Source organism: Shouchella shacheensis (assembly GCF_001484965.1).
In the GTDB taxonomy this organism is placed as follows: domain Bacteria; phylum Bacillota; class Bacilli; order Bacillales; family Bacillaceae_D; genus Shouchella; species Shouchella shacheensis.
This window is the reverse complement of record NZ_KQ947395.1, coordinates 1-26,735: the sequence shown is the minus strand read 5'-3', so window position 1 is coordinate 26,735 and position 26,735 is coordinate 1. Positions and strand designations below refer to the sequence as shown.

The following is a 26,735-nucleotide window of genomic DNA, read 5'->3' as shown; positions in this document are numbered from 1 at the left end:
ATAATTACGTTTTATACGATATAGAAATTCTTTCTCACTGTCAACACAATAAACCAAAATACTTTGCTTCCTTTTTAGTGTGGGCCGTGTCCGTCTAACAGAAATGTTTGAGTAATCAGCATGGGCATGACAACGCTCCACTTAAAACGTGTACGAGTTACCGGTACCAAATCTTCGCTTTTCTCAAAATGTTTCGGATATACAATGTACAATCACCTGCTGGTATAACGGAATTACCTGCAGCTATTCTCAGCAGGGATTGAGCCTCATTCGGCAAGAGGAGCGCTCATACCGATAGGAGTAGCTTCATTCGAAACTTTAGTTATATAGCTGTTTTTCGCTTTTTCTAAGCCCAAAAAAGAGCTTGCAGACAGTTCAACGTCTACAAGCCCTTCTTTTATCTTCTGGTCAGCATACTCTAGTATCCTCCACCAACATAAGCAGCTCCTACGATAATAAGCAGGATAAACAAAACAACGATGAGAGCAAAGCCTCTGCCTCCACCTGCACCTGTTCCACCATACATTCGGCATTCCTCCTCCCTTTCTCTGTTCCTAACAAAGTATGTCAAAAGGGAGAAAGTGTTTGGACTCTTGGGGGATAACTCGCGAAAGACTAGACCTTGGTTACCTGTACCCAGTTGTTAGATAGGGCCGGGGCCGTCTAAAGAGCCCGCCAATCATGCTTCTTTTGTTCTCGTGTTTCCAATGGTATTGCTTAGAAATTGGGACAGAGGTTCAGGAGATGACGAAGCTGATGCGTTCGGTTATGCCGTGGATGAGAATCTGTTTCGGGAACTGGGATAGCAATAGGGGTTGTGAGCGTATACAAATATCGAAAAAATCGTTGGAGGCTCTGTCTTTCATCCACAAATGATGGGGACTCTTATCGAATGGTGTCACCATTTAATGCTGAGAGATTTAACAGGGTGGTAAAAAGGTTGCTGGAAATCTAAGTGTAGGACCTGCCTCTATAAAACAACCCAAAACATCCGTTGGTTCATTCTGATACTATTCGTGTAGGAAAGAACCGGTTTGCGAGAAAAAAATAAGCGGGGAGACGGCCGTTCTCAACACAAAAAGCTCACGAGTGAATTCTCATGAGCTCTTTCCACCGTTGTATTTTCCTTTACTCCACTCGACCGCTGCTAGAACTCGAACCAGACTTATTCTCTTCATACTCTTCACGAGTGAACACATTATCAACATTCATGTTAAATTCCACTAACTCCAAGCCTGTCATCGTTTTAAGGTTCCGGCTCACACTTTCTTTGACATTCTTATAAATGTCTGGAATATTTTGCCCGTACTCCACGAATACTTCAATGTCTATGGCTACTTGCTTTTCTCCTACATCGGCGTGAATGCCCTTCGTGATTTTCTCATCCCTGCCAAATGTCTCTTGAATCCCTTCGAACATGCTTCCACTCATCCCAAGAATGCCGTTAATTTCATTTGTTGCGAGAGCTGTGATCTTCTTAATGACTTCATCGTCAAAGGTCAAGCGCTCCCGATTTTGATTCTGCTCCTGTTGTTCACCTTGTTCTCTTTCTATCTGACCACTTGTTTTTTCAGTAGAACGTACATTAGTTGCCATGAAAAATCTCTCCCTTTTTTTGAATTTAATGATGACTGTTTCTATCGACGCCGATCAAACAGCGCCTCGATGTATGAACCTATATCCAAATCACGATCAAACCACTTTCCAACCAAAAAACCAATGAGGACAAAAATCGTTATTGCAATGGCATAGCCCAACCCCACGGTCAAGAAAAGCAGGCTGAAAATGATGGCTGAAACGAGTCCAACGATGCGCCCACGATAGCGCATGAATGTTTCTTTGTTATCCATAGCGCTCCTCCTTAAACGACGCGTTCTTTTTTGCTTGACTTGGCGTTTGCGTCTATGACATAGATTCGGACTTCACGAACAGAGACTTCTAGCCAAGATTCCACATCACGTTTCACACTCTCTTGCATTTGTTTTGCCGTTTGCTGAACGGGACTTGGTCCAAACGGTGTGTACGTGATGGATAATCTCACCTGTTCGTTCTTAGCGAAGATCCGTGCCTCAACATCAATCTGGCGCATTCCCTCAAACCTACGAATGCTTTTTAATGTTGTCGATTCAATCGATTGCTTGGAAATCCCAATGGTACCCATATCCGTGCGTACTTGAAGCTCTTTCTCAGAATTAGAGCTACGTGTGAAACTCGCTACCAAGAAGGCAAATGACATAAGACCAAGAAAAGTGAGTAAACCAATAAGTATCCAAAAAACTTCGTTCCCCTGCTGTAAGTTTAATAGCGCTGAAAAAGCATTGTATACGCCTGTTACAACTAAAATGACACTCGCCACTAGAAGAAGTGAGAGAAATCCATATAAACCAACGAGCAGTTTGATTCCAGCATTCATATTCTCACCTCCAGGTCAAAAAGCTACAGGACGACTCCTTATTTTTCTCTATTTTTGTCGTCACCCGATGCATCTTGCATGGATCCTTTGAATTTATCTTTCTTACCACCGGCCTGCATTTTCTTATTATTCGTTGCGTTTCCTACTTGATCTTTGATTTCGCCTTTTGCCTTGTTCACAGCACCTTTGAATTTATCAGAAGCTCCGTTAGTCATTTGGTTGTCACCTCCTCGTGTCATTAATATTGCCGCTTTCTTATGTCGGTAAACATTTTTTTTGACGCCTTGAAAAAACGGGGCGAGGTATCCTTCTTTATATGAACTACATTTTTGCAAGGTCGACTAAACCCCAACCTTTACCCAGAGCTTGCCGTCGACGATTTGAAAGCTCTTAATATTTCCAAGCGGGACGTAGCGAATTTTACTGATCTCATTAAGCTCAATGGTTATAAAATCTTGATCATAGTCAACAACGGGCTGCTGATTAAATAGTTTGCGCTTAATAAAACGATTGTTTAATGGTTTTAAGTAGTCGACCTGAAACGTAATGGTACGATTTTCCCCCTTAACTGGCTTTAACCTTATTTCAAATGGAATAGCAACGCCCAGCTTTTTAACTTTTCCACCAAATGTAATAAAGCCTTCTGAAAAAGTAAGATGGGGTTTTATGAGCGGAAGATCTTTCTTTTTTGTTAAACACCAGAGCAATACATCCGGGGTAATCGGAATAGGCACTCCTTGTTTCTTGATATATTCTTTAGTTTTATAGATGTATTGTTTTTCTCGCTGCTCTTTAATCACATTGTTAAATTTTTTATCCAACCTGGAAATTTTCTCTTTCATCAGCTGTTCCCCTCTCCATTTATAATAGTTAGGCGGTTGCTCCATATTTATATGCAGAGGCGAGTGGATATAATTGTATGTTTCTGTTGACGCGCAAAAAAACCTCTCGATTCCGCGAGAGGTTTTGCAGCTAAAGACGCTGTTTACATCGTCTTCCAGGGATATCCACGTATTCCTAAATACAAATAAATGTGGACCTAAGGAAACGGTTATTAAATTTTCCCCTTCATTTCACCGTTTTTATCACTGTTGCGTTCCGTATGATGGCATTGATTTCGCCGCCGATTAAAATCAGTAAGGACGAGAGGTAGAACCAAATCATCAAAATAACAATGGTTCCTAGGTTGCCATAGATCAGCGAATAGTTACTAATCCCAACATAATAGGAAAACCCCAAAGAAGCGAGCTGCCAACCAATGGTTGCAAATAAGGTGCCCGGAATAACGTCCTTCAACCGTAGTTTTTCATTGGGGGCAATATAATACAGGCAGGCAAACACCACAAATAGAATGATAAAACTGATGGACCAACGCAGAACGTTCCAGTCTTGCAGGAAAGACGTTGATAGACCGAGATGTGAAAAGACGAATTCCCCGATCTCTCTTCCAAACACCGGCAACAACAGCGAGATAATCACCCCGGTGATCATTCCAATCGTTAATAAGATCGCGACAGATATTGTTTGTATCACTGATCTACTTTCCTCGACTCGGTACGCACTATTTAACGTTCGAATTAATGCACTGGTCCCCATCACAGATAACCATATCGCAACCACCATACTGATGGACAACAAGTCGCCCCTTGTCACCTCAAGCACATGATACAAATTGCTTTCGATCAGTTGCATCGAGCCTTCGGGAGCATAAGGTCTGACAAGGTTCAATACAAATCCTGTCGAGATCGGCAAAAAGCTTAACAAGCTGAACGTTAAAATTAAAAAGGGAAATAGCGCAAGCAACAAATAATAGGCTAGCTGTGCAGCCATATCGAACACTTTATCTTGTAGAGAACGGTTTATTAACCTTTTTAAAAACCAGCGTATGCCCAGTGTATGTTGTCGTGTCATCAATCTCGCCTCAATTTCGTCAACTTGATTTTAAAGCCTCTATGTACAACCTTTATTCATTTTACAAGAAAGTATTCCTACTATGTATCATTTATGGGACAAGTTTGTCGAAAACCACGTCGTCGCGCTTAATGGAGCGTCATAATCCATCGTTTTTTTATTTTTTTTGTTATTTAATGATCCAAATTGGGCTTGCGTCCGTTACCTAGTTAGAAACAATACACCACAACTTACAAAGGAGCGATTTTCAAATGAAAAAGTCATTATTAGCTGTCCCTTTAACATGCGCCTTAGTTTTAGCCCCAACAGCAGGAGCACTCGCACACGATCATGGCGAGGGAGACCACGGCATGAGCGAACAATCTTCTGGTGTCTCAACGCCAGCAACTGATTTGCGTGCCTCCCTTGACCAGCTATTTTCAGAGCATGCCTTACTAGCCACCTATACGATGCAAAAAGGCGCGGATGGGGCTGAAGATTTTGAAGCGATTGCCGCTTCTCTTGATGCCAACACCGCGGACTTAACAGAGGCGATTACGTCCGTCTATGGAGAAGAAGGAGGCGCTGAATTTGAGCGGATGTGGAGTGAACACATCGGTTACTTCGTCGACTACGTAGAAGCAACGGGAGAAGGAGATGAAGCCGGACGTGAGGAAGCACTCGCCAATTTAGACAACTACCGTGCTGAATTTTCAACATTTCTTGAGACCGCATCCGGGGAACGTCTTGATGCTTCCATGCTTGCTGAAGGACTGCAGGAGCATGTCCAACAATTAATTACGGCCTTCGATAGTTATGTGGAGGGCGATTACGGCACTACGTATGATAATGCCCGTACAGCAGTCCATCATATGTTCGGTGTGAGCCAAGGCTTGTCCACAGCCATTACCGATCAATTCCCGGAGGATTTCGAGAACACGGATCCTAATACACCTGCCGCTGACTTGAGATCTGACCTGAATTATCTCTTCTCCGAGCATGCGGCTCTTGCGGCCTTCACCATGCAAAAAGGCATTGACGGGGAAGAAGATTTCGAGAACATTGCCTCAGCTCTTGACGAAAACACAGCTGATCTAACGGCAGCCGTTACCTCTGTATACGGCGAAGAAGGCGGAGAAGCCTTTGATGAAATGTGGAATGACCATATCAGTTTCTTTGTTGACTATGTAGTAGCCACAGGAGAAGAAGATGAAGCAGGGCGGGAAGAAGCGCTTACTCAACTTGACAACTATCGTGCCGATTTCTCAGAGTTTCTTGAGACAGCTACAGACGGTCGCCTTGATGCTACGGAATTATCAGAAGGACTGCAAATGCATGTGGATCAACTCGTAACAGCTTTCGATAGCTATGCAGACGGGAACTACGAAACCGCTTATGAGCAGGTTCGCGAAGCGTATGGCCATATGTATGGAGTCAGCGAAGGGCTATCTGGAGCGATTGTTGATCAGTTCCCAGAGAACTTTGAGTCTTCCATGCCTGATGAAATGCCACAAACAGGCCTCGGTGGGGCGAGTGCTACAGGAATAAATACCCAGATCCTTAGCGTACTCTTTGCTTTCGCCTTAGCAAGCGCAGGAATTTATGTCTTTGCTCGTAAACGTCAAAATGCCTAAAGAACAAAGGGAAACCTTTCAATAATAAGATGTCCAACTAAGCACCCCCTGTTCCATGAAAAGTGGAACGGGGGGTGTATTTTTGTATCAAGATGACTCTAGGAATTAAGTTAACCGTAAGGACCATCGTGAAGGACCTCTTAGGTGAACAACAAAAGAGGGCTTCACATATCCAAGCTAAAAATGGGGATACTTAAAATAGCATAACTTAGTAATTGGAGGGGCCCAAATGGAACCTGAAAAGAATGTTCGATTAACATCGGCAGAAATTACGCAGCTATGGACTGCTTACATGAATGATACTGCATTGATATGTCAGTTAAATTATTTCTTAGCCAAGGTTGAGGACGAGGAAGTAAAACCCATCATCCAACATACAGTAGATGTGACCAATGGACATATAGAAACATTAACAGGTATTTTCAACAAAGAGAATTACCCTATCCCTTATGGCTTTAAAATGGATGAGGATGTAGATATAACTGCTCCTCGATTGTTTTCTGATGCTTATGTTTTGGATTACCTTTACGTAATGGGGAGAATTTCTTTACAGGCATATAGCATAAGTGTAGGGTTGTCAGCTAGAAATGATATTTACAGCTATTTTAATGATTGTCTTAGAGAGATGACAGAAATTATCAGGGAAACAAAAGATGTCTTACTATCTAAAGGGTTGTATCTCAGACCTCCATACCTTGAAACCCCAGACAGCATTGACTTTGTAAAGAGCCAAAGTTTCCTTACAGGTTATTTTGGTGAAAGGAGACCACTGCTAGGTACTGAAATTGTCAACCTCTTTTCTAACTTCCAAAGAAATGCGATAGGCTCCGCAACCATGATTGGCTATAGTCAAGTTGCAAAGTCCAAAGAGGTTCGGACATTTATGGTTAAGGGAAAGGAAATAGCTAAAAGCCATTTTGGGGTGTTTGGCTCCATCATGAAAGAGGATGATCTCCCTATTCCTCAAACTTGGGAAACAGAAGTTACAAGCTCAACTACTTATATTTTTTCAGATAAGTTAATCATGTTCATGACGACTGCTTTGATTGGACTGAGTGTAGGTTATTACGGAACAAGCATGGCAATGAGCCCTAGAAGAGATTTAGGTGTACAGTATAGCAAGTTATCACTTGAGATACTAAGATATGCTGAGGACGGTGCAAATATTTTAATTAAAAATGGATGGATGGATGGAGGAACCACCTAGAGCTTTTGATAGGGATGAATTAGCAAAGAAAAAATAATCGGTACGTCGGCTTTCAAGGGACAATCTGGCATAACTGTAGCCCCCAAATGGCCTTTTATTTTAGGAGAGCACTGAATTTTTAGTGGCCTCTCTCCTTTACCTAAAACTGAAACTCCCGCTCGCCGGTTCATCCTGAGCCGCCTCGGCCTCACCGGTAATCACCACACCTTCCTCTCCACGCTGACCTGTTTGCCCTCTCCATAAATCGCCTCTGCACTCCGCTTCTCAAACAGACTCATCTGGTCCGATTCCATCACCACATGGGCGACTTCATCCGGCCTAAACTTTCCCAGGGCAACGAGGTTCTCGTTGTGAGTTTAATGTCGACAAGAAGAATTTGAACCGACTGCACCCAGTGCTTTTTTCTTCCAGCACCTCAGAATTCAAAATCGTAGTCAGGATAGTCGACCGAAAAGATCGTCCGTCCTCTTCATGCGCTCGCCCCCTTGGCTTGTCCGCCATCGTTTTCTGCTCGTGAAACGTCTCCGCCTCAATTTCCGCCACCGTCCGCCAGCTGTTGGTATGCCAGTTTTTCAAAATGCCCTTCACGTAGCCCCAGCGCTGTTTGTTGGCTTCTAGCGCAACCTTCATCGCGAGGATGATCACTTCGTCGGGTTCGTCAAACACATCCTCGTCATACCAGGCTTGGATCTCATCACGCAAATAGCCCTGCAGAAAGCCAAATCCGTTCTCCTCGTAAAAGGTGTAAACCGTGTTTGTTGTGGTTGTTTCATCTCCTTTCGTTTCATTTTCTTTTGTTTCGTTTACTAATACTCCCTCCGCTCCCCCCTCAGCGCCTCCCCTGGCTCCCTCCTTCGCTCCTTCCCAGTCTCCTTCCCCTTCCTTCTGTCCTCCCTTGCCTCCTGTCCGCTGTCCCTCCTTGCCTACTCCCCGCTCTCCTTCCCGGGCTCCTCCACGGGCTCCCCTCCCATCTCCTGCCTCGATCTGGATGGCGTCTTGATTTTGTGCATTGAACGCGTACAAAATGATGACTTTGTACATGGAAGCTTGTCCATGTTTCCCTTCTTGAACCAACACATATCCTTTCGTTTCCAACTCCTGCCTTGCCCGGTAAAACATTTTTTCCGATAGAGCTGCTTTAAGAATCAAAACGGCCACGGATGCCGAAAACCATTCCGGCCATTGCGCTCGGTTGCCCGTCATCATGAGGGCATGCCAGAGACTGACAGCCGCTAGTGTAAGCGGTTGCGTTTCTTGCCGATCGTAAAATGCATTGAGTTGTTTTAAGTAGTTCATGGGCTGCATCGTTTCTTCCTCCTTCATGATTCGTGAATACATATATTAAGACTCTGAATTTAACGGCGTTAAAAGTTCTCCGCTGGAACCTCCAACTGTTCACATAAAAGTCTTTCATCTCTTCCAGTTCCAGGGTTTGATCCGTGTCGAACCATCTTTAGGTTTTAGTTCTTTAGTCCATAGTTCTCCCAAGAGGGCACTTCCGTCCCGGACAGGCACAGAGCGAACGAAACACTCCGGTGATAGTCACCAGTGCTTCCATCTCCGCATCGCCCTTGACCCGCCGGAGCGAGACAAAACCCCGTAGGTATCCCACCAGCTACTTGAGTGTACACCGCTCGAATAGAGAAGTACACTATTAATTTTCCTTTATTGCCAATTGTCATATTTTATTACAGCAACGACAATTTTTCAGGATAATAATATTCCACCTGCGAACGATGACAAAGGACGATCACATCAGAAAAGCCATCCTTCAATAAAAGGAATACATTTTCATCAGCTGACGAATCAGTCAAGCTGCTGCTTTTTCCTTTGCATACTCAAAGTATCCGTTGACATTGCTACCTTTAAGGACGGCCAAATTTCACTTTATCCGTTATGACAGTCTATTCATATCTATATATAAGCGCATAAAATAATTAGAAGTTAATTGCGGAGCAGAATGGTTTTTATCTGTGGGGGTACTTTCCTTTTTCTGAGATACCTTCTGCTCGTAAATTATAAATATGGAATCCACTCGGTGGTCAATCAAAAGTGAGGAGATTTGTTATGAAAGTCGGGGTTATAGGAACGGGAAACATGGGAGAGAACCACGTTCGAACGTATAAGTCTTTATCCGACATTTGCCAATTGGTAGGGGTATATGATGTGAACGAAATCAAGGGCAAGGAAATTGCCAGTAAATATAATGTCAAACTGTTTCAATCACTAGAAGACCTTCTATCGGAAGTAGATGCTGTTAGCATCACGGTTCCAACCATGCTTCATTATGAAGTGGGTTTAACTTGTATTAAGCACACCGTTCACATGTTAATGGAGAAACCAATTGCGTCTACTGTGAACCAAGCAAAAACCTTAGTACAGAAAGCAAATGACACGGGAGTGAAAATTCAAGTTGGACATATTGAACTCTTTAACCCACTCATTCAAGCCTTAAAAAAAGAGCTTAAAAATGAAAAGGTCATTGCGATAGAGACTCACCGGATGACTCCCACTAAACTAAGAGAAATCGACGTTGTTCACGATTTGATGATTCATGACCTTTACATTCTCACCGAATTGCTCGATGATGAACTTAGTGAACTTTATACACTTGGAAAACTTACTGACACATCGCCAACGCATGCAACAGTGATCGCCAATTCAACAAAAGGCGTTGTGGTTCAGTTGACGGCTAGTTTTAAATCAAATAAGAGGATACGTTCCATTCAAGTCTTAACAGAAAATAAGTATATCATGGCGGATCTTTTGCAAATGGAGTTAAGTGTCACACACGCACCAAGAGAAGGAGAGTTCCACAGGTCTGTCATGGAACGGGTTCATATTCCAGCTTTCACCCAACCACTAGCCCTTCAATTAACTGACTTTCTTACCTGTGTGAAAAACGGACAAGTGCCCACTGTTGCAGGCGAAGATGGTATTCAAGCATTAATTCTCACCAGCAAAATCAGTGAAAACATTATAAACCATTCGTGACCAACCGCTGTGGAGTGAATCAAAGAAGAGGGCTGCCCCATAATCATCATAGGCGAGAAGATGGGCAGCCCTTTTTGGTTCAAAATCCATTGACACCAGTGAGAAGCGGTCTTCTAAATAGTACAGCGCCGATTTCCGAACCCACTGAGCTTAGTAACCAGATCAATCCCAATTTTCGAATAATTTATTTCCAATTACTTTGAAAGCATTTCGCAAAAAAAGCACCTCTAAAGCAGAATCAACTCCTATGTCAAGGATAATTACATCTACTATAGAGGTACTTTAGTTAAAGACAAGATTAGGGACCAGACGTAGTGATTAAGCTGCTACTGGAAAACGAACGAAATTAATTGCGCTAATTGAGATGTACACTAGGTTCTCAGTTCCATAACCAACACTTACTTCAATGGTAATAAGACCATCTGTAACACTTATGAGTGTACCCTCCACCAAATTGTTGTCTGTGGCTACTTCCACCGTTGTGTTTAGACGGTTTTCCAATTCAGCCGCAAAAGTATTTTCAAACAAGATTCACCCCTCCTTTTTACAATTCGTTTACAGATTCAATCTTGGCCAGTCGTACAAGAACTTGGGTACCTGTGTCATCAACCATTACAATGAAATCGTTTTGAACTAGAACAAGCGTACCTGATACAACTCCAAAAGGGGTTGTAACTTCGATTTGCTGAGCGACCAGGGTCTCAAGCAAGTCCCTGAGTGCAGAAGTACCCGACCCTCCGTCGTCCTCGATCCCTTCAATTGCATCAAGTATAGCTTGCAAAATATCTTGGAGTGCTTCTAGTGGGTTCGAAAGATTCAAAGAACCTTCCAAATTCAGTAAGTCTCCCAGCCCTAGAGAGCCCTCCAGGTCTACAAGACTCGAAGTAGCTTCCTCTGGAAGACTTGATTGCATTTGGTTGAGATTTGTACTGAGAAACTGACGTAACAAACGCTTTACAGCGGTTTTTCTTTGTGCCATTATAATCCTCCTTTTTAGTTACTACTTTAGTAAATGCAATGAATAATTACTTGTATAGGGAGATTTACCATTTTTACAAAAATGCCGCTGCTACCCAAGTAAAATTGACACCTTCCCTAAAAGACTCCGAGGCTATACAATAGCTAGAAAAAACGAAGAAACCTACGCTAGCATTGCTCATACATTAGAATAGAAAAAAGAAAAAGTGCTCAGTCACCCGTCAATTTTACTGCAACCCATGAGGGGGGAAGAAATTGAAAAGCATTACAGTGATACTTCTGGATTACACTGATCATAACGCCTTGAAAAGAGCCCTGCTTTCATTAGATAGGGTTAAGTGCAGAATTAAGTCAATTCTCCATGTTGGTGAGCAAAGTCCAGCCATGCGAAAGTCCATGTATCTCCAAGACATTCAGCATCTTATGATTCGAAACCAAGACATAGGTGCGGCTTTAAGCCTGGCCCTGCCTCACATTCAGAGCCCCTATATCCTACTTCTCCAAGATCAGGACTACCTCTCTCCCCTTGTGGGACCTTCGTCTCTAGAGCTTGATGCTTCAAAATCCGTGATGACGTGTCGTCACCAGCTGGGATCGATGGTCATTCGTCGGCCTTTTTTTATAAAAACCTCCTATTTAGTGACCACTACGTTCCCCTCTGTGAACCAACTGCCTTTTAAAGAAGCTCTTATCCCTTCCTGGCTTTCTAGAGTAGAAAAAGAGGATGTTTTACCGATCGAAAAAGAGTGGATCAAGCAGGCCAAGAAAAACAGCTCGGCTACTCAACGTGAAAAATTTAATTTTCTAAGGAAATATACCGCCGCCCCTCATACAGCGGGATGGACGCAGCCTACGCTTGCAGTAATCATTTCTTGTTTTAATATGGCACCGTATGTAGGAGCAACGATGTCTTCCTGTTTTTTTCAGCATGCTCAGTTCGAGCAATTATTGGTCATCGATGACGGATCAAGTGATCACTCTTACAAAGAACTAGAGAAGTGGAAGGGGAATGAGCATGTACAGGTGTTTCAAAAAGAGAATGGGGGAAAAGCCATTGCCCTTAATGAACTGCTCACCTACGTCACGACTGACTTTGTGCTGGAATTAGATGCCGATGACTGGCTGGACCCTAATGCTTTTTTGATCATCAAGGAGAAGCTCTCCACCCTTTCTCAAGATGTATCTGTGTTGTATGGAAACTTCAGAAAGTGGAAGCAGCTACCCACAGGAGGAGTGATGTATATAGGGACGGCAACAGGCAAAGCCGTTAAAAATCGCAAGGATCTACTGAATTACCGTTTCCCCCTCGGGCCAAGAATTTATCGTACGTCCTCTTTAAAAGAAGCAGGGGGATTTCCTATCGTTGATTTTGAAGACGGGCGGCTGTACGAAGACGTCAGTGTGTTGCTTCAATTACTCAAAGACAGCCGCTTTTCCTACCAAGATTTCACGGTCTATAATATCCGCGAACATGACGCTAGCATTACAAAAAAAAACCACTCCAAGTGGAATGATTTTAAACAATCTTTAAAATAGAATTATGCCTCTGTCGGCTCTTCCCTGCCGGTTTTGAAAAATGTTCTTACAGCTGCGATGATTTTGTTCTGTTGTTCGATCGACAACTCAGGCGAAATCGGAAGAGCCAGAATGTGTTTCGCTGTTTTTTCGGCAATCGGGAAATCCCCACCTTTATAGTGTAAATAGTGAAACGCTTCCTGCAGATGAAGAGGAATGGGGTAATAAACGGCCGAGGAAATGCCTTTATTCTTAAGATAGACCGCCAGTTCCTCTCTCCTATCTACTTTAATGCAATATTGGTGAAAGGTGTGTTCTCTTGTTTCTACGATCGGCGGAGCCTTGACTTCACGGTGCAGCTGTTCGGTATACCTTCGCGCAATTTCTTTTCGTTTATGCAAGAAAATGTCTAAATAGTTCAATTTAGTGAGTAAGATCGCCGCCTGAATTTCATCCAACCTGCTATTAATCCCAATCGATTCATGAGCATATTTGGTAGTACTGCCGTGATTGCGGAGTTCGCATACTTTCTCGTACAAATCTTGGTTATTAGTGACCACCGCTCCCGCATCTCCAAACGCGCCGAGGCTTTTGGACGGAAAGAAAGAAAAACAGCCTATATCGCCGATGGCTCCTGCTCGCCTGCCTTCGTATTCTGTACCGATCGCTTGGCAGGCATCTTCAATCACTTTTATCTTCCATGCCTGCGCTATTCTGAGGATCTCGTTCATCTTCGCAACTCTCCCAAACAAATGCACAACGATGATCGCTTTTGTTTTCGGTGAGACCACCTCTTCAATCTTAGTTGGGTCGATATTGTAACTTTCTTCGTCAATGTCGACAAAGACCGGCTTCGCTCCTACTTGGGCAATGGCTTCCCCTGTCGCAAAAAATGTGAAGGGTGTTGTAATGACCTCATCGCCAGGCTTAATATCTAGAGCTTTCAGAGCTAAATACAGTGCATCTGTCCCGTTAGCAACCCCAACAGCACATGTTGTGCCAACATAATCAGCTAACCGTTTCTCGAACTGCTCTCCTTTCTTCCCTAAGATGTAGGTCCCACTATCTAAAACTTCTGCAATGTCGCTGATAATGATCGGCTTTAAGATTTCCAACTCTTTTTTTAAGTCGACCATCGGGATCAATTTAGGGTTTTCCATACGTGTTGTTTTCCCTCCTTTCGTCTTTAACCACCAAGTCCCTCATAGGTGATTCCCGCCCGGGTAATGTCCTCTTTATTGAATTCGTTTCGTCCATCAAAGATCAACTTGCAATTAGTGAAATCTTCAAATCTAAGATCTTGATATTCGCTATGAAATGCTTGCAAAATCACGATATCAAGAGTTGATATCCTTGGGTCACCCAATGATAACGGCTCCATACTGAAAGACTTAATTTCCTCCTCTGTAAACATCGGATCATGGACGAAGACATTGGCGTTTTTCTTTTTTAGTTGTTCTGTCAATAACCAAGTCGTGGATTTTGTCGCTTCTTTTACATTTCCTCTATAGGAAAGACCTAAGATGAGAATGTTTTTAGTTTCAAGCGCTCCAACCTGGTTTTCGATTTTCGAAATCGCGTATTCGGCCATCCCATCGTTAACCTCTCTGGAAAAATGAGTCAATCCCTCCTTTAAACCTCGGTTCATAAAAAAATATGGATAAATCGGAATACAATGACCCCCTACGCCAATTCCCGGAGAATGGATATGAGAGTATGGTTGGCTGTTGCTTGCTTTAATCACATCGGAGAGCTTAACCCCTTTTTCATCCGCAAACTTGGCAAGCTCATTAGCAAGGGCAATGTTCACATCCCGATACACACATTCTGCGACTTTCGAAAATTCGGCGGTGTCTGTAGAATCGACTTCAATCACTTCGCATTGAAGCGCTTTTTTGTAAAAGGCAGAAGCGATTTGAAGACTTTTTTCATTTAATCCCCCTACCACTTTTGGATATTTCTCCAAACCGCTAAGGATGTGGTTGGAGTATACTCTTTCTGGACTATACGCTAAATAAAAATCATTCCCCGCTTTTAATCCAGACATGTCTTCAATTCTTTTACCAAACCGATTTTTCGTGTCACCAGGAGGCAACGTTGTTTCAAAAATAATCGTCGTATTCTTTTTGACTCCCTTTGCAATCTCTTCCACAGCAGAATCAATATACGAATAGTCCACGTCGTTTTGTTCATCAACGAGTACAGGAACGATCACAACGACAATCGTTGATTTCGAGACAGCCTCTTTCGTATTTAACGTCGCACGAAGTCGTTTGTTTTCAAACGCACGAAGAACCAGTTCGTCTAAACCTGGTTCATTTGCCACATGCGACTGACCTTGGTTTACCGTGGATACGACTTTATCGTTCACATCTGCCCCTATGACGTTAAACCCGTTGTTTGCGTAAACAGCGGCCAAGGTTAGTCCAATTTTTCCCAGACCCACAACGCAAACGGTTTGCGTTGCCTTTTCTTTGTGCATCTCTCCTACCTCTTTTCTTTGTGATTAGTTAAGTTCTTATTCCATACGTATGTGTTAATTTTTTTTATGACTGGACTTCTGTCGGCTCATTAGGCTTTTATCTTTTATCATCACATGTTACTAATTCCTAGTAGCTACCCTTTTATACACGGAATAAAGCCTGTTTGTCATATGCTCCCAACTATACTGTTCTTCCATTACTTTACGAGCATTTTCACTTAGTTCTCGAAGTTTGCTTTTATTTTCAAAAAGGAAAGCTAACGCATCCGCATAGTCGTCAGCCGATGCGTTTTCTTTATTCACCACAACGCCGCATTGATGTCTTTGAATAAACCTTTCCATGTCTACGCATTTGTTTGTAAGAACAGGAATTCCATTGTTTAAGTAACTAAAAAATTTATTCGGCATCGCGAACGTACGATTTAACGAATTCCTAACGTCAAGGTCGATCCAGCCGATATCTATCTTTTTCATGGCATCTGGGATCGATTCATACCGTATCCAACCTGCCATTTCTACTTTATCTTCTAAATGGGAAGGGACGATCCAATGACTATCTGTGCAACCTCCAATTATTTTCGCTCTCAAGCCGAATTTTTTGTTACATGCCTCTACGATTTCCATCAATTTTTGCGGGTTCCCTTTATTTTTATTTATGGTGCCTTCATATCCGATGACCAGTCGATTTTTATCATACAATTTTTTCTCATAGTGAGGGGTTAAGGGAGGGGAATTATAGATGACTTCTATAGGAAGCGTGGGATGGATCGATCGATACCAAGATTTGATCGATTCTGATACCGTGATGACGTAATCGACTTCCTTTAACATGATTTCAAGCGTTTGCTTCATTCTTTTCTTGATAGCTGCTCCTTCTAAAGTTTTCGGGTCAGGCACTAATTCATGACTATCGTAAATGATTTTCACTTGTTTCCCTTTCGCTCCTAGCGTTCGTTTGATGCCAATTCCCGAATAGAACGAAAGAAATTCATGAGCATGATAAATGTCTGCTTCTTGAGCAACACCAAGCCTCGTGAGTTGATCGTTAAACCGATGAAAACCACGTGATTGAATATTGTAATGGTAGGTTTTGATGTTTTTTTCCGAGTGCTTCTGTTCATACGTAACGATCTTAATTCCTTCGTGAATGAATGTAGATTCTGTGAATGTATCTGTAAAAGCTGTGCCATCAATATCAAACAAATGGCCGTTTCTCCTCGGAACAATCAGCGTCACATCGTACCCTTTCATGGAAAGACTTTTCGCTTCTTTCTTAAAAATTCTTGCATCCAAAAAAGGATGTTCGGACACTAAAAAACAAACCTTCTCTTTCATCGCTTTTCCTCCTTATACTAGTTGACTTCATGTCTTGTTCATCCAATGAATGCCAAAGCGACAGCCATCCTTTAGGGGTTCATCTATTTATGTTGCTCTCTGTGGCAAAGTGAAGCCGTTTTTCATATGTTTACTAGTATCGAATGATGGCACAAGGGAAATGTGCACGCGGGAGGAAAAAAGATGAAAATTTTAACGGTCATCGGGGCAAGGCCTCAATTCATCAAGGCTTGTCTATTATCAAAATTGTTTAAAGAAGATCCTACCATTAAGGAAATTCTCGTACACACTGGTCAGCATTATAACTCGAATATGTCTGATGTATTTTTTACACAGTTACAATTACCTTTTCCGGATTATAACTTAAGCGTTGGCTCTGGATCACATGGAACACAAACCGCCAACATGATCATCGAATTAGAACAAGTCATGATCAATGAGAAGCCGGACCTTGTTTTGGTTTATGGAGATACCAATTCAACCATTGCTGGCAGTTTAACCGCTGCGAAACTGCACATTCCGATCATTCATGTTGAGTCGGGACTTCGAAGTTTTAATAAACAAATGCCAGAAGAGATCAATCGTGTGGTGACAGACCACCTATCAACGTTGCTGTTCTGCCCTTCCCAAACAGCGGTTGACAACTTAAAACAAGAAGGAATCAGAACCGGGGTTCATTTAACGGGAGACATCATGTACGATGCCGTACTTTATTACAAAGATACCGCAATAAAGCAATCACAAGTCCTTTCTCGTCTTAACGTAAAACCGAAAGATTATTATCTTGCTACTATACACCGTGCCGAAAATACAGACGACCCTAAGCGGTTAAAGGGGATCATGGAAGGGTTTCAGCAACTGGATAAACAAGTCATCTTGCCACTACACCCAAGAACGAAAAAAACAATGGAGCAATGGAATGGAACGGACATCACACGTTATTCTAACATTACGTTCATTGAACCACTCGATTACTTTGACATGTTGGTCATCGAAAATCAGGCCAAATTGATCCTAACAGATTCCGGCGGCGTTCAAAAGGAGGCATTTATGATGCGTGTTCCTTGCATTACGCTTCGAGAAGAAACGGAGTGGAGGGAAACAGTTAACGCTGGATGGAATATTATAACGCCCCCCTCAAATCCTGAGACCCTTTTAGCGGCTGTATCTAAAATCCAGGAACCACGCCAATACCCAAACCTTTTTGGGAATGGTCGTGCAGCGGATAAAATGTATCAAGTAATAAAAAAACTCTCCTTTCCTGTGTAGCAGCATAGGGGGAGAGATTTTTAGAGATCTAGTCCAAGTAGAAGCTTCTAGATTGATTCGTTAGTAGTGAATGATAAATCGCGAGCATCCTATCCTCCATCTTCTCCCAACTGTATAATTCTTCCATAACCTTTCTTGCATTGATGCTCATTTGTTTTAACAAGTCTCGATTCTCATGTAAGTAAAGGAAAGCTTCTGCATAATCCTCGCCTGTAGCCTTCATCTTATTGATGACGACCCCACATTTATGTGTCCTAATAAAATCCTCCATTTCATGACACTTGTTTACAACGACAGGTATGCCGTTATTCAAATAACTGAAAAATTTATTTGGCAACGCGTAGGAACGATTAAGAGAATTACTAAGGTCATCAAAGTCGACCCAACCTACATCAATATCCGCCATATGTTTTGCAATTGATTGGAAATTGACCCATCCGGTTAACGAAATTTTCTCCTTTATTTGTTTGGGGATAGATAGAGTTTGACCATGTAAAACTCCACCGACGATTTTAAATGTAAAATCTTCAACCGTCTTTGAGCAGATCTCAGTTAATTCAAAAATTTTTTCACTACTTCCTTTTTTACTATCGGCAATGTGACCTTCGTATCCGACGGTGAGTGAACCTTTCTTAAGATTTTTAGGTTTATACGCCTCATTTAATGGTGGTGAGTTATATAGGAGTTCAATTGGGAGTGATGGTTCTTTGGAAATATACCAAGACTTAATCGAAGGGGACACCGTAATCATATGATCAATCTCTTTTAACATCGTATCTAATAACTTTCCCATCGCCAGGTTTCTCGGGTTTTGATCAAACGGATCAGGAATCAGATCATGGCTATCAAAGATGAGTTTGGTAGGTCTATTTGCTTTTCTCATCGCTCTTTTTATGCCAATCCCAGCAAACAACGAAGCAATTTCATGAGCATGATAGATGTCTGCCTTCTCCGCTAAACCAAGCTTTGTTAACGGGCTATTTAAAGCCAAACCCTGTGAATCTACATGCTGCTGCATATGTTCAACAGAAGGCTTAAAACTTTCTAAATCGTACGTAACAATTTTAATGCCTTCATGTACAAACGACTTTTGCCGAAACTTATCTTGAAACGGTTCCTTATTAATATTAAATAACTTTCCTTTTATTCTGGGTACAATCATGGTCACGTTATAGCCGTTTTTTTGTAAAGACTTTGCTTCCTTTTGAAAAATCCTCGTATCTAAAAAAGAATGGGTATGAACGAGCATGCATACCGTTTTCATTTTTTCTCTCCTCTCATGTGTTTTATGTCTATCATGGACAAAAGGATTTGTAGATGAATATTAATAATAACTTCTTATTCTCCGAGCAGGAACACCGGCAACCACTTTTTGGTCCCCAGTATCCTTGGTTACAACAGCCCCCGCTCCAACAATCGTTTTTTCACCGACTGTGACTCCAGGTAACAGAGAAGCGTTGTTTCCGATTTTTGCATCTTCCTTTATATGCGGTCCCTTCAAGGTATATTCTTTGGCACCCATGTATTTGTCATTCGACATGGACACACAAGGACCAATAAATACACGATCTTCTAAAACCGTATCTCCAGTAATATAAGCGAGCGTTTGTATCGTACAGTTATCCCCAATGGTTGTGTTGAGTTCCACTATAGCTGCTCTTCCCACAACGGTCTCTCTGCCAATCGACACGTTCTCTCGAATGCTGGCATGGTCTCCTACGAAGGCCTTATCGGACAGTACAGTGCCTGAGTAAATGGAAACCAAGTGGCCAATTTTCGTTCCGCTGCCGATAATGAGTTTATGAGCCCCGTTTTGAGTTTTGCGCATTCTGTTATTACCGCCGGGTTGTATTCCTAATACACAGTTGGCACCAATTTCTACATTGTCCCCTAGTTGAGTTCCGTTCATGATAACGGTATGATCGCCAATCACTACATTCTCACCAATGACAACTTCATTTTCGATCACTACATGATGCCCGATTTTAATGCTCGCTGGTAACTTGCTCATTTTACAACCTCATTTCTAGAGTCTATTTTTAATTTTATGTAACAATTGTTTAGCTCTAACTTCTGTCGAGTGCTTTTGATGGACAAAATTGTATCCTTGTTCGGAAATTCTTTCTCTTTCAGCGTCATGTTCTAAATAGTACGCAGCTTTTTCTCTATAATTATGTGCATCAATTGAAATAAAATGGGTTCCAGGGCGGAAACCAAGGTCCTCTAGTTCTTTAAACGTTGGAGCAAATAGAAGAGAATTGCATGCAAGCACTTCGAAGTATTTTTTTACCGGGTAATTGAAAATAGAGGGGCAGGTAAAAAATATTTTTGCTTTATTAATTTCTTGAGCATATCGTTCAGCGATAAAATGATGGCTTTCCTCCTCCGCCTTATAATTTCGGTAACCTGGATGATGATGATAGACAAAACTTTTATCGCCTTTGTATGAGTGGAGCACTTTTTGCCTCAATGGATAATAATCATTCACTGCTCCCATCATTAATTGATCAATCGCTTTTTTAAACCCGTAATCCTTAAACATTTCTGTATGAACAAAATGAGGGGACCACTCCATTTTTTGCTGATATTCCGGGTATATTTCTAAAAACTTACCTCTCGCAACCGTAAAAATATGCTGGATGTTATTTTTTTTAATGTAATTCCTGCGCAAGGTTTTAAATCTATGAATATCATTTACAAATAGCCCTGATGGAATATCAACAGTGGACAACCCTTTAACCACTGGATACATTTTTTCCCCAATATCATTAAGCAATAAAATAAAGTCAGGGCGGTCGGGAAGATGATTCAATATGTACTGAATGTGGCCAGGCTTTCTCCATACAGTTAAATGGGTGATTTTTGCGAGTTCTTTTTCAAGAAAGGAGAAATTTCTATCTATAAATTGAGAAGTATCTTTAGCGATAAACAATAATTTAATCACAAATTCACCTCTCTCCCTTTTTAAAACTTCTGCCTTCTTTTTAATTTATGTTTGCCATAACGAATTATGATTTTTAGGACTTGGATCAACAGCAATTGGGCTATCTTTGTCGTAAATAAAAGTTGTCGCATTTAAATGGTAAAAGGGAACCGAAATGCGAAGGCGGATTGCCCAGAAACACGGAGCTAGACAAAAAAGGAGAAAGTCTGCACGACCCTCTCCTTTCTTGTATTTACAGAATATCCAGTTCTACGATTAGAGCCAGCAGAATGGCGATCTGAATTTGGAGATTAATCGCCACTTGAGTGTCTGTTGTTTGAACAGAAACATCTTTAGAGTTCTCAATAATCGTTTTTTGGCGAGTAATTTGTTTAATCTTAGAGCTCTGAAGAATCTCTTGTGTGATTTCGTCAACATCATCACTGCCAGCAATAGAGATCTGGATGATTAATGCAATGGCAGCTTGGATCGCGACCTGTATCCCTACAGCTGCTTTTGTATCAGTAGTTTCTACATCCACTTTGCAAGAGTCTTTAATGAAAATAAGTTCTTCCGATACTTGAACTTCTTTCTTCGCTTGAGTTGCATTCTGGTCTATATTGCTATCGTCGTCCATGGGGTGACAACCGTAATGGTCTAAAGCAGACCACTTATAATCATCTTTCTTTTTGTACGAACAACCTCCATCACAGTCCTGGTAATGGCAGTCCGGTTGCTTACATTCAGAGTACTTGAACCTTGGCTTATCTAAAAATCTGGTGTACTGCTCTTTGCTCATTTCTTCTTTCCCCTCCTTGAATAGAATCTAATTTAAGATATGTTTCCTTTTAAAGCTTTGCTTGTGCGTTTTACTCAGGGACACAAGCCTAAATCGACAATACATTTGATTAGGACTTCTCCTCTTCATCTCTTTTCTTGTTGGACTTTTTCTTCAGACGATCATTCTTTTTAGACGCCTGTTCTGATGTATTCTCTGATTGGTCTTTGGATTCTTGTTTCTGCAAAAACCCTTCAACGTCTGATTGTAGGCTCGTTACAGCGTTTCTAATGCTTTCTTTATCAGCGTCTGATAAATCATTAGGCTTAGAGACGTTGTGTTTTTGCAAAATTCTCCGTACGACGACCTCTATAAGTTGCTGGTGAGCATTGTTCATTCTTTCTCCTCCTTCTATTTTATGTGGCAAGACACTAATACAATATGGGTTTAGCTTGTCTTAAGTGTTAAGGCAAACGCGGAGAAATAGTATGTATACGAAAAGCAGAACCCTTCCTTAAGGTCAGGAAACTGACGGAAAGATTCTGCTCTTTGATTTGAAAGTCAACTTACTCTTTACTATTGAAGTTCCTGCAATAGTGCTCCCAGTTCATTGATTGAAGCTTCGACCATTCGTTCATATAGAGCTAAAATCAATTGCCCGTAACGATCTCCCGGAACCGCCCACTTGCCGTTTAAAGCGACCCATGTTGGTGCACTTCCTCGCTGGACGAGATCAAAACGTGGGTCCACCAACGGGTATTTTTCGGGCAAGGGTTCTGAGGAAGCGTAAGCAAATAAATGCTGCAAGTGTGCAAGCACCCCGTCCCTAGGGGTATAGAAACTCGCACCAGGATTATCGGGCCCTGTGGCGCCAATTCCTGCGTAGTTGTTTTGATCCGGTTGGACCACGCCAGTAAAACGGAAATAGTCCGTTTCATGCAAGGCCTGTGCGAAAGCTACATCTCCCCTAATTCCGTAATACTCCCCAAACCTTAGATAATAGCTTCCCAGTAAAGGGGCATCAGGATGAATGCTTCGCGCATAACGATCCATTTGTTCTGGAGATAACCGGGAAGGGCCTAAAATCATATAGTCCGATACAGCAGTGGCGGCGATGTTCTGCTCAATAATAAATACATCTTCAATCCCAGCTTCCTTTATTTCCGACACCCTCTGCTGAGCGTTTTGTCGATTCCGGAAAGCCCCTGCCTGCACTCGATACCATAATTCTCCTGATATTTGCGTAGAACTAACAAAAGCATCAATTCCATTGGACTGTAGATTTTCGACCCGCTTTTCAGCATTTCCTTTCTCCTTAAAGGACCCGGCGATGACTCGATAAAGAGTTCCGGACGATTCTTTACGCTCAAGACCAAAGGCCGCCTCCAACCCATTGACATGCCCCTGGGCCACTGCTTGCCTCCAGGATGCCTCTCTCATTAGAGCAGCATCCGTATTGTTATCAATAAACCCATTCTCTGTTAATAGAGCTGACATCACGGTTTCGCGTAAAACGTGAAAGTTGGCCTTTTTTCGCCCTCTGTCAGGAAGGTTATTTTGTTTAAGCACCTCAGAATGGATAGTGGCTTGATACCTTGCTGTTTGTGAGGTATCAGAGAGACTACTGTGGATAAAGTCTTCATATCCACGCGCAGAGCCATTAAACGCATTGCAATGGATGGACAAAAAATAATCCGCTCCCCATGCGTTCGCTTCGTTGGTTCTCGCGCTTAAACTCACAAACCGGTCTGTCGTTCGACTCATGGTTACTTCTACATTGTTATAGTCGTTCGCTAAAATAGTACGAATGCGTAACGCAATGTCGAGCGCGATATTCTTTTCCTGCAACCCATTTCCTGTCGCACCCGGATCTCTTCCCCCATGTCCTGGGTCCAAATATAGTTTCATACGATCACTCCTTCGAATTTATTTTAGAACCATCATTTTTTCCTCAAAAACGTTTCTATGCATTTTTAAGTTCCAATTTTTGTTATATTGTCCCCCCTTTTTTCTTATCTGCTAGCTAATCTATGGTCCTCCGAATACGTTCGCTTGTTCTAAAGTCTATTACTGGTAAATTTAGACGAATGCTCCCGCTACCCTGTTGTGTTAGGCCTTAGACTCGTTAGGGCATTCTACTAATTTTATAAATAATAGGTGAAAGTCTTTTCACTCTATCAATGGTTGTCATAGGATACAGCAATCTTAAAAATAGGGGGAAAAGAAAAAAATGCACTTTTCTATGATTCAACTCGCTCGGAAGAGGGGACGAAAATTTGACAAATCTCTACGCCGAAAGATCGTCAAAAGCTATCAACCGTTTCGCCGTATGCCGTGTTTTATGCATAATTTGATGGAAACACTGCTCATGCGCTTTAAGCGACACCGCGTCGTTGTCCAATTTGATGAGCACTATACGAGCGATATGCCTCGGTTGCATCAGTTGGCCACAGGCACCTTTCGTTGTTCGTTTCATAAAGAGTTTCCCAGCATTGGTTGTTGTTCCGTAACCATGACCGGTCACATGATGAAACGACTATTAAACAGCGATGTTCCAATTCGAAAGATTTACGATGACCGAAGAGTAGAAGCGTTTCTCGATACAGCCCGTGAAAGCATCAATGTCACTTCATACAACCAGGCTGGGTTGACAGGGAGTGGGACAACGATTGCCATTGTGGATACAGGCATTGCCAACCACCCCGATTTAGAAAATCCAACCAACCGGCTTGTCGCTTTCCATGATGTGATCTCAGGTAGAACGGATGCTTATGATGATAACGGTCACGGCACGCATTGCGCGGGCGATGCCGCCAGCAATGGCTATGCCTCAGATGGCCTCTATCAAGGCCCTGCACCGGAAGCCAATCTTGTTGGTGTCAAAGTGTTAGATAAGATGGGAGCAGGTTCTCTATCGAATATCATTGAGGGCGTACAGTGGTGTATCGATCATCAGGAGGAACATGGCATTAATATTATTTCCTTATCACTCGGGAGTTCAGAAACGGAGCCTGCCGAGGATGACCTGATGGTACAAATTGTTGAAAGAGCCTGGGATGCCGGTATGGTCGTTTGCGCGGCTGCTGGTAACGAGGGGCCTGATGGCAACACGATCGCAAGTCCAGGTACTAGCCCGAAAATCATTACGGTCGGGGCCGTCGACAATACGAATACCCCTGACCGATCCGATGATACCGTCGCTGAGTTCTCCAGCCGTGGTCCAACGATGGACGGTCTCACAAAACCTGATTTGGTGACACCAGGTGTCGACATTGTTTCATGGCGAACGAATGGCTCGTTTACCGACAAAACCGCGAAAAACAGCCGTGTGGGTGATCGCTACATTTCCCTTTCTGGGACGTCAATGGCTACACCGATTTGTGCTGGCGTCGTCGCCTTGGTGATTCAAGATGACCCATCATTAACACCGGATGAAATCAAGGGACGCTTGCTCGCAGCCTGTGAGGATATCGGTCAACCGGAGAATGTACAGGGGCAAGGGTATCTGAACGTTGACCATTTATTTCAATAGGGTGCATGCAACCGCAACTTTTTGCGGTTGCATTTTTAAAACATTAACAAGGAAACAAAGGCACTGTAATTACATCTGAAAAATTAAGTATTTTCAGTTTATTATCGTGTGCATGCATTGAACTGCACTAACTAGACAACAGTTCCAATTTTTATCTACTAGCACAGGGAACCGTCAGCCCCAGTATCATTTTGTTTGAGTTTCTCATTGTTGTTAAAATAAACCGATGCCCTTTTCAGCAGTATGGCGTTAAGCCAAGTTATTTAATTCAGACAAAATGTTTAGTGAAAAATAAAAAAATACACCAATCTCTCGGTGTAAACATCTCAGAGATTGGTGTATTGCGTTTGCTAGAACGCACCTTAATACGGATAATAAGGATACGGGTACGGTGGGTAGTAGGGTGGGTAGAAATATGGATACAACGCTAGTGACGCCAATGCCGCTAGCGGGAAGTAGCGCGGGCGATAGCGACGATATCTTCTCTCATATCCCCCATACCCTCCATATTGTCGATGCTCTCCTTCTTCAACATCTTCTGGAACCAACAATGTTAGCTGGTCTTGATTGTAATCAGTTAGAATCCCATCATACGACTGTCCATCGGTGGTTTGGATCCCTACATGGAAATCTTTGTGCCTTTGACATTGCTCATACATCGATGGCTGGTTCCCCTGGTGATAAGGGTTGTTTTTTCTTTCATGATTCATCGTATCACTCCCTTTCACCACCCATGATATTCACCCAATCAAAGAAAAGTTACAGTGAGTCTCTTCTTAAAAACATGAGCTGCGTTGGTATCCAGCAAGTAAGAATAAACCTTCTTAACCGGGGTTACTGTCCAAACAGCACTTATATCCATTACATAGTATAAGTTACGTTTACAAAAGAGGAGGGAAGCAATTGCGCTATTATAACCATGAAAGAGCTCCAAAGAAATATGTCTCAGATGAAAATGACACTACAAATGTTATGAAATTGGTGCCAAAGCGTATGGACACGAAAAGTCTAGTCAGTCAGAGTGGGAATTCAGATGTAGATGTAACCGTTACTATTGATACGACGGCTCTTTCCTATGCCTTTGCTTGTTATTTATACGCTGATGGTCGCCTAAGTGAAGAACAGTATCAAACGATGCTTCAAGAACTGGATCGACAGTACAGCAAAAGAGGATTTGAGACGGCAAAAGAAAGCTAACCCTAAATAAAGGCTGACTTCTCCTGTTTAGGAAAGGTCAGCCTTTTATTTTTTAGTTTCTATGGATTATTACCTTCCTACTTCGAAACGGTGGTCTGTGTTAAACACAGCACAGCAAAAAAGGGACTACGAGTTGCCGAAGTCCCTATGTCAGGAGTATAAAGTTTAGTCTATGCAAGATAGTTAGAGAGAGTCTCACGTAAAAGGAAATAGTGAGGGCTAGAAAGACTAGCCCTCCCTTTTAATACATCCTCTTCTTTCTGCTTTTTCTTTTTTTATCGTCGTCATCTTTGTCGTCTCTGTCATCGGCTTCGTCTTCTTGACGCGCCTTTGCAAGAGCCTTTCCATCCACGTATACCTCAACATCTGAATTTCCACTGTCTTCAACGTTGGCATGGTTGAAATTAACGTTTTTATCTTTTAGCTTGTTTACGATGTCGTTTTCAACATCGATATCCGTCCCGGTATCCATCCACTTTCTCTGGCGGTTAGTACTCATTTTTCTTCCCCCCTTCTGTTACAACTTAATACAGACTATGTATCCTGCATTCCCGGGTATCTGTAACGAGGAAAGCTAATTAAACCATT

28 protein-coding genes are annotated in these 26,735 nt (G+C 42.3%); 7 read left to right on the top strand and 21 right to left on the bottom strand.

Going from position 1 to position 26,735, the window contains the following annotated elements:
- Nucleotides 1-418 precede the first annotated feature (418 nt).
- The 7 genes from AVZ68_RS19650 to AVZ68_RS03910 form a co-directional block, all read right to left on the bottom strand.
- Entirely contained in the window at nt 419-526 is a 108-nt protein-coding gene (locus tag AVZ68_RS19650) for a YjcZ family sporulation protein (protein ID WP_082676293.1), read from the bottom strand.
- Between the two features lie 602 nt (nt 527-1,128).
- Complete coding sequence (locus AVZ68_RS03930) at nt 1,129-1,596, bottom strand: Asp23/Gls24 family envelope stress response protein (protein WP_059103239.1); 468 nt, start codon at nt 1,594-1,596, stop codon at nt 1,129-1,131.
- Nucleotides 1,597-1,637: 41 nt separating this feature from the next.
- The gene (locus AVZ68_RS03925) at nt 1,638-1,850 is read right to left on the bottom strand and encodes a DUF2273 domain-containing protein (protein ID WP_059103238.1); all 213 of its coding nucleotides are present in this window, start codon (nt 1,848-1,850) and stop codon (nt 1,638-1,640) included.
- An 11-nt stretch (nt 1,851-1,861) separates the two neighbouring features.
- Nucleotides 1,862-2,413 carry an alkaline shock response membrane anchor protein AmaP gene (gene amaP / locus AVZ68_RS03920; protein ID WP_059103237.1) on the bottom strand — a complete coding sequence of 184 codons (552 nt, stop codon included), beginning with the start codon at nt 2,411-2,413 and terminating at the stop codon, nt 1,862-1,864.
- Between the two features lie 38 nt (nt 2,414-2,451).
- The gene (locus tag AVZ68_RS19645; protein ID WP_082676292.1) at nt 2,452-2,628 is read right to left on the bottom strand and encodes a CsbD family protein; all 177 of its coding nucleotides are present in this window, start codon (nt 2,626-2,628) and stop codon (nt 2,452-2,454) included.
- A gap of 126 nt (nt 2,629-2,754) precedes the next feature.
- Nucleotides 2,755-3,255 (bottom strand): hypothetical protein, encoded by a 501-nt coding sequence (locus AVZ68_RS03915; protein WP_059103236.1) that lies wholly within the window; start codon nt 3,253-3,255, stop codon nt 2,755-2,757.
- A gap of 226 nt (nt 3,256-3,481) precedes the next feature.
- Nucleotides 3,482-4,324: a YihY/virulence factor BrkB family protein gene (locus AVZ68_RS03910; protein ID WP_059103235.1), complete on the bottom strand. Its 843-nt coding sequence runs from the start codon at nt 4,322-4,324 to the stop codon at nt 3,482-3,484.
- A 251-nt stretch (nt 4,325-4,575) separates the two neighbouring features.
- On the opposite strand from AVZ68_RS03910, the gene AVZ68_RS03905 reads away from it, so the two are divergent.
- Together AVZ68_RS03905 and AVZ68_RS03900 are read left to right on the top strand one after the other, a co-directional pair.
- Nucleotides 4,576-5,937: a hypothetical protein gene (locus AVZ68_RS03905; RefSeq protein WP_059103234.1), complete on the top strand. Its 1,362-nt coding sequence runs from the start codon at nt 4,576-4,578 to the stop codon at nt 5,935-5,937.
- A gap of 229 nt (nt 5,938-6,166) precedes the next feature.
- On the top strand, nt 6,167-7,144 hold the full coding sequence (locus AVZ68_RS03900; protein WP_367576324.1) for a DUF3231 family protein: 978 nt from the start codon (nt 6,167-6,169) through the stop codon (nt 7,142-7,144).
- 318 nt (nt 7,145-7,462) lie between these two features.
- On the opposite strand, the gene AVZ68_RS03895 is transcribed toward AVZ68_RS03900, so the two are convergent.
- Nucleotides 7,463-8,449 (bottom strand): DnaD domain-containing protein, encoded by a 987-nt coding sequence (locus AVZ68_RS03895; RefSeq protein WP_059103233.1) that lies wholly within the window; start codon nt 8,447-8,449, stop codon nt 7,463-7,465.
- Nucleotides 8,450-9,211: 762 nt separating this feature from the next.
- On the opposite strand from AVZ68_RS03895, the gene AVZ68_RS03890 reads away from it, so the two are divergent.
- Nucleotides 9,212-10,138 (top strand): Gfo/Idh/MocA family protein, encoded by a 927-nt coding sequence (locus AVZ68_RS03890; RefSeq protein ID WP_059103232.1) that lies wholly within the window; start codon nt 9,212-9,214, stop codon nt 10,136-10,138.
- 318 nt (nt 10,139-10,456) lie between these two features.
- Here AVZ68_RS03890 and AVZ68_RS03885 read toward each other — a convergent pair whose 3' ends face one another.
- Both AVZ68_RS03885 and AVZ68_RS03880 read right to left on the bottom strand, forming a co-directional pair.
- Nucleotides 10,457-10,666 (bottom strand): hypothetical protein, encoded by a 210-nt coding sequence (locus tag AVZ68_RS03885; protein WP_059103231.1) that lies wholly within the window; start codon nt 10,664-10,666, stop codon nt 10,457-10,459.
- Nucleotides 10,667-10,682: 16 nt separating this feature from the next.
- Nucleotides 10,683-11,117 (bottom strand): DUF2642 domain-containing protein, encoded by a 435-nt coding sequence (locus tag AVZ68_RS03880; protein WP_059103230.1) that lies wholly within the window; start codon nt 11,115-11,117, stop codon nt 10,683-10,685.
- A 254-nt stretch (nt 11,118-11,371) separates the two neighbouring features.
- Between AVZ68_RS03880 and AVZ68_RS03875 the strand changes: the two genes are divergently transcribed.
- The gene (locus AVZ68_RS03875) at nt 11,372-12,652 is read left to right on the top strand and encodes a glycosyltransferase family 2 protein (protein WP_059103229.1); all 1,281 of its coding nucleotides are present in this window, start codon (nt 11,372-11,374) and stop codon (nt 12,650-12,652) included.
- 2 nt (nt 12,653-12,654) lie between these two features.
- Here the strand turns inward: AVZ68_RS03875 and AVZ68_RS03870 are convergent, their stop codons facing one another.
- The 3 genes from AVZ68_RS03870 to AVZ68_RS03860 all read right to left on the bottom strand — a co-directional run bounded on the left by AVZ68_RS03870 (nt 12,655) and on the right by AVZ68_RS03860 (nt 16,448).
- Entirely contained in the window at nt 12,655-13,791 is a 1,137-nt protein-coding gene (locus AVZ68_RS03870) for a DegT/DnrJ/EryC1/StrS family aminotransferase (protein WP_245628052.1), read from the bottom strand.
- 26 nt (nt 13,792-13,817) lie between these two features.
- A complete protein-coding gene (locus AVZ68_RS03865) occupies nt 13,818-15,113 on the bottom strand; it encodes a nucleotide sugar dehydrogenase (protein WP_059103228.1) in 1,296 nt (431 codons plus the stop codon).
- Between the two features lie 120 nt (nt 15,114-15,233).
- Nucleotides 15,234-16,448 (bottom strand): glycosyltransferase, encoded by a 1,215-nt coding sequence (locus AVZ68_RS03860; protein ID WP_059103227.1) that lies wholly within the window; start codon nt 16,446-16,448, stop codon nt 15,234-15,236.
- A gap of 183 nt (nt 16,449-16,631) precedes the next feature.
- On the opposite strand from AVZ68_RS03860, the gene wecB reads away from it, so the two are divergent.
- The gene (wecB, locus tag AVZ68_RS03855) at nt 16,632-17,717 is read left to right on the top strand and encodes a non-hydrolyzing UDP-N-acetylglucosamine 2-epimerase (RefSeq protein WP_059103226.1); all 1,086 of its coding nucleotides are present in this window, start codon (nt 16,632-16,634) and stop codon (nt 17,715-17,717) included.
- A 28-nt stretch (nt 17,718-17,745) separates the two neighbouring features.
- Here wecB and AVZ68_RS03850 read toward each other — a convergent pair whose 3' ends face one another.
- The 6 genes from AVZ68_RS03850 to AVZ68_RS03825 form a co-directional block, all read right to left on the bottom strand.
- Nucleotides 17,746-18,981: a glycosyltransferase gene (locus AVZ68_RS03850; protein ID WP_059103225.1), complete on the bottom strand. Its 1,236-nt coding sequence runs from the start codon at nt 18,979-18,981 to the stop codon at nt 17,746-17,748.
- Between the two features lie 60 nt (nt 18,982-19,041).
- Nucleotides 19,042-19,728: an N-acetyltransferase gene (locus tag AVZ68_RS03845; protein WP_059103224.1), complete on the bottom strand. Its 687-nt coding sequence runs from the start codon at nt 19,726-19,728 to the stop codon at nt 19,042-19,044.
- A 15-nt stretch (nt 19,729-19,743) separates the two neighbouring features.
- Complete coding sequence (locus tag AVZ68_RS03840; RefSeq protein WP_059103223.1) at nt 19,744-20,661, bottom strand: glycosyltransferase; 918 nt, start codon at nt 20,659-20,661, stop codon at nt 19,744-19,746.
- A gap of 232 nt (nt 20,662-20,893) precedes the next feature.
- The gene (locus AVZ68_RS03835; protein WP_059103222.1) at nt 20,894-21,439 is read right to left on the bottom strand and encodes a spore coat protein; all 546 of its coding nucleotides are present in this window, start codon (nt 21,437-21,439) and stop codon (nt 20,894-20,896) included.
- Between the two features lie 109 nt (nt 21,440-21,548).
- Entirely contained in the window at nt 21,549-21,815 is a 267-nt protein-coding gene (locus tag AVZ68_RS03830) for a hypothetical protein (RefSeq protein WP_059103221.1), read from the bottom strand.
- A 179-nt stretch (nt 21,816-21,994) separates the two neighbouring features.
- Nucleotides 21,995-23,326, bottom strand: a complete 1,332-nt coding sequence (locus tag AVZ68_RS03825; RefSeq protein WP_059103220.1) for an N-acetylmuramoyl-L-alanine amidase — start codon at nt 23,324-23,326, stop codon at nt 21,995-21,997.
- Between the two features lie 322 nt (nt 23,327-23,648).
- On the opposite strand from AVZ68_RS03825, the gene AVZ68_RS03820 reads away from it, so the two are divergent.
- A complete protein-coding gene (locus AVZ68_RS03820; RefSeq protein WP_059103219.1) occupies nt 23,649-24,950 on the top strand; it encodes a S8 family peptidase in 1,302 nt (433 codons plus the stop codon).
- 362 nt (nt 24,951-25,312) lie between these two features.
- Here AVZ68_RS03820 and AVZ68_RS03815 read toward each other — a convergent pair whose 3' ends face one another.
- Nucleotides 25,313-25,660 carry a hypothetical protein gene (locus tag AVZ68_RS03815; RefSeq protein WP_059103218.1) on the bottom strand — a complete coding sequence of 116 codons (348 nt, stop codon included), beginning with the start codon at nt 25,658-25,660 and terminating at the stop codon, nt 25,313-25,315.
- Nucleotides 25,661-25,853: 193 nt separating this feature from the next.
- Here AVZ68_RS03815 and AVZ68_RS03810 point away from each other — a divergent pair, with 193 nt between their 5' ends.
- Entirely contained in the window at nt 25,854-26,147 is a 294-nt protein-coding gene (locus AVZ68_RS03810; protein ID WP_059103217.1) for a hypothetical protein, read from the top strand.
- Between the two features lie 241 nt (nt 26,148-26,388).
- Here AVZ68_RS03810 and AVZ68_RS03805 read toward each other — a convergent pair whose 3' ends face one another.
- On the bottom strand, nt 26,389-26,646 hold the full coding sequence (locus tag AVZ68_RS03805; RefSeq protein ID WP_059103216.1) for a hypothetical protein: 258 nt from the start codon (nt 26,644-26,646) through the stop codon (nt 26,389-26,391).
- Between the last annotated feature and the right edge of the window lie 89 nt (nt 26,647-26,735).

What these genes read in the sequence shown, in the direction of transcription:
- AVZ68_RS19650 (WP_082676293.1), bottom strand. Translation starts at nt 526, where the DNA reads ATGTATGGTGGAACAGGTGCAGGTGGAGGCAGAGGCTTTGCTCTCATC.
- AVZ68_RS03930 (WP_059103239.1), bottom strand. Translation starts at nt 1,596, where the DNA reads ATGGCAACTAATGTACGTTCTACTGAAAAAACAAGTGGTCAGATAGAA.
- AVZ68_RS03925 (WP_059103238.1), bottom strand. Translation starts at nt 1,850, where the DNA reads ATGGATAACAAAGAAACATTCATGCGCTATCGTGGGCGCATCGTTGGA.
- amaP (WP_059103237.1), bottom strand. Translation starts at nt 2,413, where the DNA reads ATGAATGCTGGAATCAAACTGCTCGTTGGTTTATATGGATTTCTCTCA.
- AVZ68_RS19645 (WP_082676292.1), bottom strand. Translation starts at nt 2,628, where the DNA reads ATGACTAACGGAGCTTCTGATAAATTCAAAGGTGCTGTGAACAAGGCA.
- AVZ68_RS03915 (WP_059103236.1), bottom strand. Translation starts at nt 3,255, where the DNA reads ATGAAAGAGAAAATTTCCAGGTTGGATAAAAAATTTAACAATGTGATT.
- AVZ68_RS03910 (WP_059103235.1), bottom strand. Translation starts at nt 4,324, where the DNA reads ATGACACGACAACATACACTGGGCATACGCTGGTTTTTAAAAAGGTTA.
- AVZ68_RS03905 (WP_059103234.1), top strand. Translation starts at nt 4,576, where the DNA reads ATGAAAAAGTCATTATTAGCTGTCCCTTTAACATGCGCCTTAGTTTTA.
- AVZ68_RS03900 (WP_367576324.1), top strand. Translation starts at nt 6,167, where the DNA reads ATGGAACCTGAAAAGAATGTTCGATTAACATCGGCAGAAATTACGCAG.
- AVZ68_RS03895 (WP_059103233.1), bottom strand. Translation starts at nt 8,449, where the DNA reads ATGCAGCCCATGAACTACTTAAAACAACTCAATGCATTTTACGATCGG.
- AVZ68_RS03890 (WP_059103232.1), top strand. Translation starts at nt 9,212, where the DNA reads ATGAAAGTCGGGGTTATAGGAACGGGAAACATGGGAGAGAACCACGTT.
- AVZ68_RS03880 (WP_059103230.1), bottom strand. Translation starts at nt 11,117, where the DNA reads ATGGCACAAAGAAAAACCGCTGTAAAGCGTTTGTTACGTCAGTTTCTC.
- AVZ68_RS03870 (WP_245628052.1), bottom strand. Translation starts at nt 13,791, where the DNA reads ATGGAAAACCCTAAATTGATCCCGATGGTCGACTTAAAAAAAGAGTTG.
- AVZ68_RS03865 (WP_059103228.1), bottom strand. Translation starts at nt 15,113, where the DNA reads ATGCACAAAGAAAAGGCAACGCAAACCGTTTGCGTTGTGGGTCTGGGA.
- AVZ68_RS03860 (WP_059103227.1), bottom strand. Translation starts at nt 16,448, where the DNA reads ATGAAAGAGAAGGTTTGTTTTTTAGTGTCCGAACATCCTTTTTTGGAT.
- wecB (WP_059103226.1), top strand. Translation starts at nt 16,632, where the DNA reads ATGAAAATTTTAACGGTCATCGGGGCAAGGCCTCAATTCATCAAGGCT.
- AVZ68_RS03850 (WP_059103225.1), bottom strand. Translation starts at nt 18,981, where the DNA reads ATGAAAACGGTATGCATGCTCGTTCATACCCATTCTTTTTTAGATACG.
- AVZ68_RS03845 (WP_059103224.1), bottom strand. Translation starts at nt 19,728, where the DNA reads ATGAGCAAGTTACCAGCGAGCATTAAAATCGGGCATCATGTAGTGATC.
- AVZ68_RS03835 (WP_059103222.1), bottom strand. Translation starts at nt 21,439, where the DNA reads ATGAGCAAAGAGCAGTACACCAGATTTTTAGATAAGCCAAGGTTCAAG.
- AVZ68_RS03830 (WP_059103221.1), bottom strand. Translation starts at nt 21,815, where the DNA reads ATGAACAATGCTCACCAGCAACTTATAGAGGTCGTCGTACGGAGAATT.
- AVZ68_RS03825 (WP_059103220.1), bottom strand. Translation starts at nt 23,326, where the DNA reads ATGAAACTATATTTGGACCCAGGACATGGGGGAAGAGATCCGGGTGCG.
- AVZ68_RS03820 (WP_059103219.1), top strand. Translation starts at nt 23,649, where the DNA reads ATGCACTTTTCTATGATTCAACTCGCTCGGAAGAGGGGACGAAAATTT.
- AVZ68_RS03815 (WP_059103218.1), bottom strand. Translation starts at nt 25,660, where the DNA reads ATGAATCATGAAAGAAAAAACAACCCTTATCACCAGGGGAACCAGCCA.
- AVZ68_RS03805 (WP_059103216.1), bottom strand. Translation starts at nt 26,646, where the DNA reads ATGAGTACTAACCGCCAGAGAAAGTGGATGGATACCGGGACGGATATC.